The sequence below is a fragment of the Hominimerdicola alba genome (genome assembly GCF_900109655.1).
GTDB classification, from domain to species: Bacteria; Bacillota; Clostridia; order Oscillospirales; family Ruminococcaceae; genus Hominimerdicola; species Hominimerdicola alba_B.
The window spans coordinates 86,086-98,961 of sequence record NZ_FOAT01000008.1 but is presented as its reverse complement, the minus strand read 5'-3'; the positions used below and the strand labels follow the sequence as shown (position 1 = coordinate 98,961).

The 12,876-nt window shown below is 46.9% G+C and carries 14 protein-coding genes; all 14 read left to right on the top strand.

Features of this window, described 5'->3' with window-relative positions; genetic code table 11:
- The first annotated feature begins 8 nt into the window (after window positions 1-8).
- On the top strand, window positions 9-1,535 hold the full coding sequence (locus BMY75_RS10320; protein WP_074833492.1) for a HAMP domain-containing sensor histidine kinase: 1,527 nt from the start codon (window positions 9-11) through the stop codon (window positions 1,533-1,535).
- On the top strand, window positions 1,525-2,490 hold the full coding sequence (locus tag BMY75_RS10315) for a DUF1385 domain-containing protein (protein WP_074833490.1): 966 nt from the start codon (window positions 1,525-1,527) through the stop codon (window positions 2,488-2,490). The genes BMY75_RS10320 and BMY75_RS10315 overlap by 11 nt, the downstream gene beginning before the upstream one ends.
- On the top strand, window positions 2,487-3,338 hold the full coding sequence (gene prmC / locus BMY75_RS10310) for a peptide chain release factor N(5)-glutamine methyltransferase (protein ID WP_081350518.1): 852 nt from the start codon (window positions 2,487-2,489) through the stop codon (window positions 3,336-3,338). The genes BMY75_RS10315 and prmC overlap by 4 nt, the downstream gene beginning before the upstream one ends.
- The gene (locus tag BMY75_RS10305) at window positions 3,335-4,000 is read left to right on the top strand and encodes a leucine-rich repeat domain-containing protein (RefSeq protein ID WP_074833486.1); all 666 of its coding nucleotides are present in this window, start codon (window positions 3,335-3,337) and stop codon (window positions 3,998-4,000) included. Before prmC ends, BMY75_RS10305 begins: the two co-directional genes overlap by 4 nt.
- Window positions 4,001-4,114: 114 nt before the next feature.
- Complete coding sequence (locus tag BMY75_RS10300) at window positions 4,115-4,501, top strand: hypothetical protein (protein WP_074833483.1); 387 nt, start codon at window positions 4,115-4,117, stop codon at window positions 4,499-4,501.
- A gap of 140 nt (window positions 4,502-4,641) precedes the next feature.
- A complete protein-coding gene (recA, locus tag BMY75_RS10295) occupies window positions 4,642-5,847 on the top strand; it encodes a recombinase RecA (protein ID WP_139199788.1) in 1,206 nt (401 codons plus the stop codon).
- A gap of 3 nt (window positions 5,848-5,850) precedes the next feature.
- Window positions 5,851-6,486, top strand: coding sequence for a regulatory protein RecX (locus BMY75_RS10290; RefSeq protein WP_074833481.1), 636 nt, complete (start codon window positions 5,851-5,853; stop codon window positions 6,484-6,486).
- 3 nt (window positions 6,487-6,489) lie between these two features.
- A complete protein-coding gene (locus BMY75_RS10285; RefSeq protein WP_074833478.1) occupies window positions 6,490-6,894 on the top strand; it encodes a hypothetical protein in 405 nt (134 codons plus the stop codon).
- A gap of 94 nt (window positions 6,895-6,988) precedes the next feature.
- Window positions 6,989-8,320 (top strand): 30S ribosomal protein S12 methylthiotransferase RimO, encoded by a 1,332-nt coding sequence (rimO, locus tag BMY75_RS10280; protein ID WP_074833475.1) that lies wholly within the window; start codon window positions 6,989-6,991, stop codon window positions 8,318-8,320.
- Window positions 8,321-8,333: 13 nt separating this feature from the next.
- Window positions 8,334-8,927 (top strand): CDP-diacylglycerol--glycerol-3-phosphate 3-phosphatidyltransferase, encoded by a 594-nt coding sequence (gene pgsA, locus BMY75_RS10275; protein WP_081350510.1) that lies wholly within the window; start codon window positions 8,334-8,336, stop codon window positions 8,925-8,927.
- 342 nt (window positions 8,928-9,269) lie between these two features.
- Window positions 9,270-9,941: a serine O-acetyltransferase EpsC gene (gene epsC / locus BMY75_RS10270; RefSeq protein WP_074833473.1), complete on the top strand. Its 672-nt coding sequence runs from the start codon at window positions 9,270-9,272 to the stop codon at window positions 9,939-9,941.
- The gene (locus BMY75_RS10265) at window positions 9,942-10,559 is read left to right on the top strand and encodes a hypothetical protein (protein ID WP_074833470.1); all 618 of its coding nucleotides are present in this window, start codon (window positions 9,942-9,944) and stop codon (window positions 10,557-10,559) included.
- A 10-nt stretch (window positions 10,560-10,569) separates the two neighbouring features.
- On the top strand, window positions 10,570-11,985 hold the full coding sequence (cysS, locus tag BMY75_RS10260; protein ID WP_074833468.1) for a cysteine--tRNA ligase: 1,416 nt from the start codon (window positions 10,570-10,572) through the stop codon (window positions 11,983-11,985).
- Between the two features lie 12 nt (window positions 11,986-11,997).
- On the top strand, window positions 11,998-12,843 hold the full coding sequence (locus BMY75_RS10255) for a peptidylprolyl isomerase (RefSeq protein WP_074833466.1): 846 nt from the start codon (window positions 11,998-12,000) through the stop codon (window positions 12,841-12,843).
- The last annotated feature ends 33 nt before the right edge of the window (window positions 12,844-12,876 follow it).

Below are 12,876 nucleotides of genomic sequence, written 5' to 3'. Positions count from 1 at the left end.
TGCTGAAATTGAGCATTGATATTAAACGGAGATACCGCGGCAGAGAGAGCATAACAAGGCACTGGCTCATAAACAGCATGGGTATCGTAACGCTGATACTGCTGGCGGTGGAGATAGTGCTGATAGTTATAGTGCGGAGCTATTACTATACTTCGGCAAAGCAGTACCTGACTTCAAAAATGAATATCATCACCACTTCTGTGATGAATTCGGCGGGAGATACTACCAACTACAATGCCGAGATAAGAAGCATTGTCGAAAGCTACGAGGACAAGGACAGGATAGAGCTTATGGCGATAACTGCTGACGGCGATGTTGATGTTACATCCTCGGGATTTTCACTGGAGGGCAGTGACAGCATGACGGATTATGCTGAGGCTAAGGCTTCCGCGGCTGGTACGGCTGCACAGATAATCAAGCTGCCTACAGGTGAAAAGGTGGTTGCGGTCACTTCGGTGATATCGCCCAAGGGCTGCGACTACGAGGCGCTTAGAATGCTGAGTTCCATGAAGAATGTGGATCATCAGATAGTGATGATAATCGCTGTGATATCCGCCATAGTTATGGGTATCATACTGCTGATGTTCTTCACAGGTATGTATTTCATCAGGCAGATAGTAATACCTATCCGCGGTATTGCGGATATCACTCACAAGTACGCTAAGGGAGATTTCTCCAAGCGTATCGAGAAAAAAAGCGAGGATGAGCTGGGTCAGCTGTGTGATTCCATAAACAACATGGCTGAGGAGCTTTCAAACACCGAACAGATGAAGAACGAGTTCATATCCTCGGTATCACATGAGCTGAGGACGCCGCTGACAGCGATAAAGGGCTGGACAGAAACTGTTGCAACTATGTACGGCGATGTGGAGACCTTCAAGAAAGGTATGCGCGTCATCAACAGTGAGACAGAAAGACTTTCGCAGATGGTTGAAGAACTTCTGGATTTCTCACGTATACAGGATAACAGGCTCATGCTGCAGATGGATACCATCGACATACTTGCCGAGCTCGGCGAGACAGTGCTTATCTATCAGGAGAGAGCAAGGGCGCTGGGTATCACGCTGAACTACTTCGAGCCCGATATGCTGCCCTTTGTTTACGGCGATAAGAACAGGCTGAGACAGGTGTTCATCAATGTGGTGGACAATGCGATAAAGTACTCCGACAAGGGGGATACGGTATCGGTGGAAGCTTATGAGGAGGACGGAGATATCTGCATATCCGTATCGGATACGGGTATCGGTATATCAAAGGAAGATCTTCCCAGGATAAAGCAGAAATTCTTCAAGGCTAACCACACCCGCCGCGGCTCGGGTATCGGACTTGCTGTTGCTGATGAGATAATTTCAAGGCACGGCGGTGTTCTGACCATTGATAGTGAGCAGGGTGTTGGTACAACTGTTATGATAACTCTGCCATGTATTGAGCAGGAAGAAAGATTGGAGGAGAGCGACACGGTAGATGTGGAGCTGATATCCTCTGATGACAAGCCCGATGGGGCTATAGAAAGGAAAGAGACCGATGAGCAGTAATGCCGGTAAGGAAAAGTTCAAATCAAAGATAGGCGGTCAGGCAGTTATCGAGGGCGTTATGATGCGCGGTATCGACAAGGGCGCTATGGCTAATCGTATGCCTGACGGTACTATCGATATAGATGAGTGGGAGATAAAAGGCGGAAAGAATCCTGCATGGTACAGGAAAGTGCCTTTTGTGCGCGGTATATTCAACTTTGTGACTTCGATGATAGACGGCTACAAGTGCATATCACGTTCTGTGGATAAGCAGATGACCGACGACGAAGAGGAAGAACCCACCAAGTTTGAAAAGTGGCTGGAAGAAAAGCTGGGCGACAAGCTTATGCCCATTGTGACCACCATATCCATGATAATTGGACTTGTGATCGCAATGTTCCTGTTCATGTGGGTGCCATCGGCTTTGATTAAGCTGATAGAAAAGCTGGCAGGTACAGAACTCAATACGGTGCTGAAAAACGTCATCGAGGGCTTTTTGAAGATAGGCATATTCATCGGATATACGGCTCTTACTTCTCTTATGCCCGATATGAAGCGACTTTACGAGTATCACGGTGCTGAGCACAAGACTATTGCCTGCTATGAGGCTGAGACTGAGCTTACACCAGAAAATGTAAAGCAATTTACCCGCTTCCACCCGAGATGCGGAACAAGCTTTATATTCCTGGTGCTTTTCATAAGCATCTTTGTGAATACTATTTTCAGAATATCCTGGGCTAGTCTGCCTATGAGAGTGCTTTGCAAGCTGGCTCTTCTGCCTGTGGTTACGGGTATTGCTTATGAACTTATCCGTCTGGCGGGAAAGTACACAAATCCCGTGACTAAGGCATTTTCCGCCCCGGGACTCTGGATACAGCGCATAACCACACGCGAACCCGATAAAAAGGAGATCGAGTGTGCTATAGCTGCTCTGAAAGCAGTTATCCCCGAGAATAAAGAGGATGATCAGTGGTGACTTACAGGGAACTGCTGAAAGCACAGGCTGAACGTCTTGAAAGTACAGGAAATGACAACGCGCTTTTCGATTGCAGTGAGCTTCTGGGGCTTGCTATGGGTATAGATATCCGCAGCGGGTCATTTGAATCTGCTCTGGACGGACAGGCTGAAAGCTCTGTAAAAGCGAAATTTGAAGAACTATGCAGCAGGAGAGCGAATGGTGAGCCTCTCCAGTATCTGCTGGGAGAGTGGGAGTTTTACGGTATCCCGATAAAGGTCGGTAAAGGCGTGCTTATCCCAAGGCAGGATACGGAAACTCTTGTGGAGCTGGCTGTTAGTAAGTGCAAAAACTCGGAAGATATAGTTATTGCTGATCTTTGTTCCGGAAGCGGCTGTATCGCTCTGGCGCTGGAAAAATACCTGCGTTGCAGAGAAGTATACGCTGTTGAGAAGAGTGAAGCGGCTACAGGCTATCTCAGCGAGAATGTTAAAATGAACGCTTCGGCAATTAAGCTCGTTATGGGCGATGTCCTTGACGAGGGCTGTGCTGTCACTATCCCTGAATGTGATTTGATAGTATGCAATCCGCCTTACCTTACAGGTGAAGATATGGAACGTCTGCAAAGGGAAGTTACTCACGAACCAAGTGAAGCACTTTTCGGCGGTGAGGACGGTTTGGATTTCTACCGTGCTGTTACGCGCATCTGGAAAAACAGGCTGAAAACAGGCGGCACGCTGATATATGAGATTGGCATAGGTCAGGAAGATGACGTTATGCAGATAATGGTGCAGCACGGTTTTGAGAACGTCCGCTGCAAGCCTGACCCCTGCGGCATCATGAGATGTGTTATTGGTACAAAAAAATGAATACTAAACATATAATCACCGATAAGGACTATTATATCTGTGACGGAGACAAGGTTCGTTTTATCGAAGACGAGGGCACCATATGGCTTGTAGGCGACTATAAGAATCCCGGTACTGGTATAAAAGACCTCTATATCCCGAATACGATAAACGGCAAGCCTGTGGATACGATAGAGGGCGAAATAATTGATTATAAGAAAGATCTTCGAAGTTTTATCGTGGAGGACGATAATGAGTACTTCCGCTTGTATGAGGGTGGGCTTTACTCGAAGGATATGACTGAGATGTACTTCATGCCCCCGAAATATGAGGGCAAGGTGTTCTTTGTGCCTGAGGGTGTAAAGCTGATATGCGATACAGCGATATTCGTAAATACTCTTGAAACTCTGGTCATTCCCGAGGGCTGTACACGAATGATTGAATACAGCGCCTCTGCTCTGAAAAACCTTAAAAGAGTATATATCCCGAAAAGTATGGAGTTTATAGGCTTCAAGGCTTTCAACTTTACAACCCCGCAGGAAGTATTCTACGGCGGAAGTGAGGATGATAAGGCTAAGATAGATTTCTGTGATGAAGGATTTAATGCGGGGCTTCTGGATGCTGAGTGGCATTATAACTGCCGTATCCCTAAGTCGCCGGATGAAATAATGTTGTTATACTAAACTCTGTCGCAAAATTTGCATATAAAGCTCACAGGAGCTATGATTTTTGCGATCGGGAGCTTTAGAGGCGCATATTTTGCTATAGAGTTTAGTATATATCGGCGGTGATGCTTTTTGAAAAACAGGAAGAATTATCTTAAACGCAGGGCGAAGCTTCGCAGGCTTGTAAACGAGGGTTTTGCTTTTGAGACAGGTCGGGTATGCGAGGTGTGTGGCGCTGGTCTTTATGATTTTCCTATGTATGACGCGCTTGGGTGCCTTGCCTGTGACAGTTGGGCAGAGGATGTCTGCGGTGACCCCGATTGTCCCATGTGCGCAAAACGTCCAGCAAGACCATGGGGTATTCTGTTTGATGCAGATGCCGATCTGGGCGGACATATAGCAGTACGTCACGCGCTGTTGAGAAAAAGAAGTCTTCAGGACAACTATTTTCACAAGAAAAACGGTTCTGAAAGACGAAAAAGACGCATAGAGTACATTAAAGAGTACAGAAAACGATAAGTGTACTAAATTTGGTACGCAAATCTTAAAATTGGCAAAAAATCACTTGCAGTCCGTACAAAGGGACAGTTAATGTGCTATAATATATGCAGGAAAGAAAAATTTCCGAATAAAATGATTTTTGAAAGGAAATAAAAAATATGGCTATCGATAAGAAGAAAAAGGAAAAGGACGTTAAGGTACACAACATCACTGACGCGGAGGAGAAGAAGAAGGCACTTGAAACTGCCATTGCTTTTATTGAAAAGCAGTTCGGTAAGGGCGCTATCATGAAGCTTGGCGACGCAAGGGCTATGGACGTTGAGGCGATACCTACAGGTTCCATGATGTTGGATATGGCTCTTGGTATAGGCGGTGTTCCACGCGGACGTATCATTGAGATATACGGACCTGAGTCGTCGGGTAAGACTACAGTTGCACTGCATATCATTGCGGAAACACAGAAGATGGGCGGGGATGTTGCTTTCATCGACGTTGAACACGCTCTCGACCCTGTTTACGCTAAGAATCTTGGCGTTGATATCGACAGTATGCTGGTATCTCAGCCTGACAGCGGTGAACAGGCGCTGGAGATAGCTGAAGCGCTGGCAAGATCGGGAGCTATCGACTGCATAGTTATCGACTCAGTTGCGGCTATGGTAACAAAGGCTGAGATCGACGGCGAAATGGGTGATACTCACGTAGGTCAGCTGGCAAGACTGATGTCACAGGCTATGAGAAAGCTGACAGGTGTTGTATCCAAATCCAACACAACCTGCGTTTTCATAAATCAGGTTCGTGAGAAGATAGGCGTAATGTACGGCAACCCCGAGACTACTCCCGGCGGACGTGCGCTGAAGTTCTATGCTTCGGTTCGTATTGAGGTAAGACGCGGCGAGCAGATCAAGGACGGCGGCGAAGTTCTGGGTAACAGGACAAAGTGCAAGGTCGTAAAGAACAAGGTCGCACCTCCTTTCAAGGAGTGCGAGTTCGATATCATGTACGGCAAGGGAATCTCCCGCGTGGGTGAAGTGCTTGATGCGGCTGTTGATCTTGGCATCGTCAAGAAGGGCGGTGCATGGTTCAGCTATGAGGATTACAAGCTGGGTCAGGGCAGAGACAATTCAAAGCAGTTCCTGCTGGATCATCCCGATATCATGGCTGAGATCGAGGATAAGATCAAGGCGGCTATGGCTGATGATAATGCATCTATTGGCGGCAAGAATGACAAGAAGTCAAAGCTTGAAGAAAAGGCAAATGCAGGTGCAGGTATCACCGCTGACAAGGCTGTATCCGAGCCCGAGAATCCTTCCGATGAGGATTTTGAGGAATTCGCACCCATAGATATCGACAGTCTCGGTGAATAAAAAATGCTTAAAATAACCAACGTTTCCCTTTACAAGGGCGGGACGTATATGATCGAATTCGAGGACAGGGACGCAGAGTTTCTGAACCGCGAGATCGTCAGCAGATATAATTTGAAGGCAGGCATCAGTCTGCCTTTGTCTGCGTGGGAAGATATAAAGGCTGAGGAAGAATACCGAAAGGCGCGGGAACGTGCGCTGTATCTTCTGGACGTAAAGGATTATTCGTATATAGAGCTTTTTCGCAAGCTTGAAAAGAATTATTCGGAGGACACCTGCTATCGTGTAGTTGATAAAATGGCAGAGCTAGGTGCAGTCAATGACAGGCGCTACGCCGAGGGACTTGCAAGGCACTATGTTGAGGTCAAGCGTTTCGGACGAACAAGGGCTTTCCGCGAGATGCGTAACAGAGGTCTTACAGCGGAGATAATCAACGAAGCTCTCGACCGTTACGATGAAGACGAGGAAAATACCTGGTACGACCGTCTTTATGAGCTTGTGGAGAAGAAATATCTGCGGTATCTCGATGACGAAAAAGGTGTCGCCCGCGTGAAGAATGCGCTGGTAAGATATGGTTATGGTTATGACCTAATAAAAGAGGTGCTTCGCGACATTGAAGAAGAATACGGCGAGGAGGAGTAGACTATGGATAAGATCAAGTACAACGAAGAACAGGAGGCTTTCGAGATTTCCTACGAGATATGGGGAAAGCCCGTTACGGTTCTTTTTTATATGGAAGATCAGCAGGACATAATGGATAATATTTCAGATATCGCTGATAAGCTGGGCAGGGTAGAGCGCAACAAGTCGAAGCTTGCCGAGATAATTAAGCGTGACGGAAAGTACGACAAGAAGAAATTCCCCCTGCTGACTTCAGCGCAGATAGAGGATATCATGGAGATCGACAGCGCTTTCGTTGACGAGGACGAAGAGGGTACTGTTCTGAGTATCACTGTTACTGCCAAAAACGGCGCTCTGGGTGAGGGTGTTATGGTCGAACTTCTGGGTGACGGGTCGATAGAGATCTCCTGCGAAGGTAAATTAATGTAAAATATTTTTACAGCCCTTTACAAATCGGTAAAAAGGTGTTATAATATAATAATGTGATTAGACAGAATGTTAAATTGATAGGAGTTCTTATTTTATGTCTACAAGAGTGGGAATGGTTTCTCTTGGGTGTCCCAAAAACCAGGTGGATGCCGAGCATATGCTTTATGACCTTAAAAAAGAGGGCTATGAGCTTGTGAGTGATGCTGCGCTGGCTGATGTGGTCATCGTTAATACCTGCGGTTTTATTGAATCTGCCAAGCAGGAAGCTATCGATACGATACTCGAATTCTGCACCCTTAAAGAAGAGGGCAGGATAAAGCACGTTATCGCTACGGGCTGCCTTGCTGAACGCTACCGCGATGAGATGAAAAAGGAGATACCCGAGCTTGACGCTGTTGTCGGACTTGGCTCAAACGGCAAGATAGCCGAGATAATCAGGGATATTTACCGCACCGAGGAAAGCGTTTGCGCCTACGGCAGCAAGACCGACCTTCCTCTTGAAGGCGGCAGACTGATATCAACCGAGCCTTTCTTTGCATATCTTAAAATAGCTGAGGGCTGTTCCAACTGCTGCACTTACTGCGCTATTCCTGCCATAAGAGGAAAATTCCGCAGCAGAAAGATGGAAGATATCCTGGAAGAAGCAAAGTGGCTGGCGGAACACGGCGTTACCGAGCTTGTAGTCATAGCACAGGATACCACCAGATACGGTGAGGATATCTACGGAAAGTCAATGCTCCCCGAGCTGCTGAAAAAGCTCTGTGAGATAGACGGATTTAAATGGATAAGAACACTTTACAGCTATCCTGAGCGCATCAGCGATGAGTTCATCGAGGTTCTTGCGACCGAGGATAAGCTGGTCAAGTATATAGATATGCCGATACAGCACTGCAACGGCGATGTTCTTAAGAGAATGAACCGTGCCGGCGACGAAGCTTTTTTGCTTGAACTGATACAGAAACTCAGGGCAAGGATACCCGATATCGTGCTGAGAACTACCCTCATAGCAGGATTCCCGGGTGAGACGGAAGCTCAGTTTGAGGAGCTATGCGAGTTTGTCAAGAATGTTGGATTTGAGAGACTTGGCTGCTTTGCTTATTCTCCCGAAGAGGGTACTAAAGCTTACTCTATGCCCGATCAGGTAGATGAAGTTACAAGGAACAGACGCGCTGATATCATCATGCAGGAGCAGATGCTGGTGACTGAAAGATACAATCAGGCTCAGTTGGGCAAGACAGTCGAGATAGTATGCGAGGGCTTTGACCGCTACGCAGAGTGCTATTTCGGCAGAGGTGCAGCAGACGCGCCCGAGATAGACGGAAAGGTATTCTTTACCTCTGAGAAAAAAGTTGCAGTTGGACAGTACGTCAAGGTTGAGTTATTTGATACTCTTGACTACGATCTGCTGGGAACTGTAACGGAATAAGGAGGGCTTTTCGATGAAGAAAATGAATCTGCCAAACAAGCTTACTGTTCTGAGAGTAATACTCATACCATTCTTCATGGTATTCATGCTTTGCTTTGAGATAGGTCCGAGACTGCATACTATACTTGCGATGTCGGTGTTTATAATCGCTTCGCTGACTGATATGCTGGACGGCAAGATAGCAAGGGCGCAGAACCTTGTCACAACATTCGGAAAGTTCCTCGATCCGCTGGCTGATAAGCTGCTGGTCATGGTAGCGCTGATATGTTTCACCTTTGAAAGATGGATAGACCCAATCGCAGTGGTCATCATACTGTCAAGAGAATTCATGGTCACAGGTCTGAGACTCGTTGTTGCGGGCGAGGGCGTTGTGGTAGCCGCAGGTATCTGGGGCAAGCTGAAAACAGCTTTCACAATGGTTGCTATGATAGCTATAATGTTCATGCAGATAATCTACCCCGAACTGAAAGGCTCACCGGATCTGAACTGGACACACCCTGTGTTCCTGCTGAATGAGGTGCTGATCTGGATAGCTGTTATACTCACAGTAATATCGGGCGGCGTTTATCTTAAAGCTTACGCGAAGTATATCGACCCTAACGAATAATATAATATTCCCAAAATGCGCATCAGCAAGAATACCACGTATTAGTGACGTTCAGAGAAAAGCCGTTTGGTGCAAGGCTAAGTCACGGCGATGGGAAGTGCGGCTGACAGCAGGGAGAGGGGAACGGCAAGGCTCAGTATCCCTCCTCGTTTATCCGCGTTAAGGATATCAAGGCTGTACGGAATATGTACAGTGAAACGGAGTGGGACCGCGGGATCTCTCGCCTCCGAATACGCATATATCGCGTGTTCGGGGGCTTTTTTATTTATTAGAGATCAGTTCTTTTAAAACGCAGTAAGTAAGATTTATTGATATGTTTATTCAGAGATACGGAGGGTCAGTATGAGTAAGTTGATAACCAGGATCATCAGAAGCTACAAAGAGGAGATACAGTCCATCAAGGACAGAGACCCCGCTGCCACCAGTACATTGGAGATCCTGACTTATTCGGGACTGCACGCGGTGGCAATGTACCGTGTTGCACACTGGTTCTATCTTAAAAATTTAAAGTTCGTAGCCAGGGTAATATCCCAGACGGCACGTTTTCTCACGGGTATCGAGATACACCCCGGTGCCAAGATAGGCAAGGGTCTGCTTATAGACCACGGCGCAGGTGTTGTCATCGGTGAGACTGCTGAGATAGGTGATAACTGTCTGCTGTATCAGGGCTGTACCCTTGGCGGTACGGGCAAGGATCAGGGCAAGCGTCACCCTACACTTGGCAACAATGTAATGGTGGGATGCGGTGCGAAGGTGCTGGGTCCTTTCAAGGTCGGGGACAACTCGAAGATAGCGGCTAACGCTGTGGTGCTTGAATCTGTTCCGCCCAACTGTACAGCTGTTGGCGTTCCCGCCAAGGTAGTCAAGCAGAACGGCAAGCGCACTCTCGATCTCGATCAGGTGCATATGCCCGACCCTGTATCCCAGGAACTCTGTAAGGACAGACTTGAGATAGAACGTCTGAAAAAGCGCATTGAAGAGCTTGAAAAGCGCATAGGTCAAGAGGGCGAGTAAATGGATAGTATCGATCTTATCGAGATATTGCTGGCAAAGCCTTATCTTTACACCTGCGGTGAAAGCCTTATCGCCCTGAGAACGTTTCTGAACGGTTATGCCTTTTGCAGGATAGAGAATCAGCTGACGGGCGGAGCAAAAACTGCCTATTCGCTGCTGCCTGCTGACTGGGGTCTGTTTACGGAATATGTCCGCTGCAGCCTGACCTACGATGAACCCAATGCGGACTGGTTCGATATACTTATGACCTATTTCGGCGACAAAGAGGGCTACCGAATGTTCGTCAATTATTTCGACAGCTATCGCAGGCTGGAGATATCATCTTACAAGCGGGCTAACCTTACGGAAGAACAGCAGCGATTCTATTCGCAGAACAGCGGTAAAGCGCTAGTTCCTTTGGCGTACTATGTTGCGGATATAAACAGGGGAGCCTGTTATCTTGCCGCCTGCGAATTTGATAAAGAAGTACATCGGACGGCAAGGGTCTACAAGACTGAGGAAGAAGCTCTTGCAGATGCAGAGAAGCTTTTCGGCGGAGAACTCAGCTGGTTCGGCGTAACGGGAGTTGAAGAACTGAATTTCAGAAAGCCTGTACGGCTTTATAATAAAAAAATCTAGGAGGATACAAATGAAGCTTTATAACACACTTAGTCACAAGGTAGAAGAATTTATACCCAATACTGCGGGAAAGGTATCCATGTATACCTGCGGTCCTACGGTATATCACTTTGCACACATCGGCAATCTGAGAAGCTATATCATGGAGGACGTTCTGGAGAAGTATATGCGCTGGAGCGGTCTTGATGTAAAGCGCGTTATGAACATCACCGACGTTGGTCATCTGACTTCTGACGGCGACACAGGCGACGACAAGATGCTCAAAGGTGCAAAGCGCGAGCACAAGACAGTTATGGAGATAGCTAAGTTCTACACAGATGCTTTCTTCACCGACTGTGGCAAGCTGAATATCAAGACACCCGATGTTGTAGCACCTGCTACCACATATATCGATGAATTCATCAAGGTCATTTCTTCCCTTATCGAAAAGGGCTACGCTTATGAGGCTGGCGGAAATATCTACTTTGATACTTCAAAGCTGAAGGAATACTATGTGTTCCATAATTTCAGCGCTGAAGACCTTGAAGTCGGTGTTCGCGAGGGCGTTGAGGAAGATACCAATAAGCGCAACAAGGCTGATTTCGTGCTGTGGTTCACAAAGTCCAAGTTTGACGATCAGGAGCTGAAATGGGAATCTCCATGGGGTGTAGGTTATCCCGGCTGGCATATTGAGTGCAGCTGCATTTCCATGAAGAATCTCGGTGAGTATCTTGATATCCACTGCGGCGGTGTTGACAACATCTTCCCACACCATACCAATGAGATCGCACAGTCCGAGGCTTACATAGGACACAAGTGGTGCAACTACTGGTTCCACGTTCATCACCTGAATACCGATACAGGCAAGATGTCAAAGTCAAAGGGCGAGTTCCTGACAGTATCTTTGCTGGAAGAAAAGGGTTATGACCCGCTGGTCTACAGATTCTTCTGCTTACAGTCACACTACAGAAAATCACTGGTATTCTCATGGGAGAACCTCGATAACGCTAAGACCGCTTATGACAAGCTGACTTCAAGGATAGCTGTGCTTCTTAACGAAAAGGATGCAGGTGAGGTCGATAAGGACAAGGCTGCTGAACTGAGAGCAGCTTTCGCCGCTGCTATGGACGAAGACCTTAACACTTCAAATGGCATGACAGTTATTTATGATATCCTGAAATCCGATGCCAATGCTGCGACCAAGCTTGCTGCTATCGATGATATCGATAAGGTGCTTTGCGTAGGTCTTATTGCTGCTGCAAAGAAGCAGAACGAAAAGAACAGCAGCGCTGATATCCCTGCTGAGGTTATGGCTCTGGTGGAGGAAAGACAGGCTGCCAGAAAAGCCAAGGATTTCGCAAAGGCTGATGAGATACGCGACAAGATAACCGCTCTGGGCTATGAAGTCAAGGAAACTCGTCAGGGCACAACAGTGACCAAGCTTTAAGCGGAGGAAATAATGGAAAATAAGAAACCAAAAAAGAATTATTACGATGTGCAGCGCAGCAGGCGTTTCAGGATATATTTCAATTTTTCGATGATAGCCCTGGCATTTGTGTTGGTGTTCTCACTGTTCAACGCTTGTCAGAGAATGAAGACAGGCACACTTGACCCTGATAACGTTGATCTTATCCAGTATCAGTTACCAAAGGACGATGCACCTGTTGTGGTGTTTGAAACTACCGAGGGCACATTCACTGCAGTGCTTTATCCAGATCAGGCACCGAAGTTCGTGGAGTATTTTGAGGATCTGGTAAAGGACGGATACTACGACAACACCTATGTTTTCGCTGTGCAGAAAGATGTTTATTTCATGGGTGGTTCAAAGTCCTCTGACGGTACCGAGACTTCTGATACGGATAAAACTCAGATCGAACCCGAGATAAACAAGGATCTGTGGCCTTTCAAGGGTTCGCTGATATCCTATGGTGACAAGGGCGGCTCCATCTTCAACAGAAAGATCATGTCGGGTAGCCGTATACTATTTGTTGATACGGTGGAGTTCACCGATGAATTCAAGGAAGAACTTGATTCTGCAGGCGGCAACACCGAGCTGGTTGACACTTTCAAGGAGAAAGGCGGCATACCGAATTTCTCCCAGCAGTACACCATCTTCGGACAGGTCTATGACGGCTTTGAAGCATATGACGCTATCTGCCGCGCCGAGGTAGTGAAAGAAGATGACGACCTTCGTCCAAAGAAGGATATCATCATCAATAAGGCATACTTATCCACCTATGGCGAGCACAAAAACGACAGTTTCTTTACTCTTGGTACGGATAAAAATGTGACCGATGCGGAATGATTTGACCTAATAAATTATAAAGAGCTAAGACCG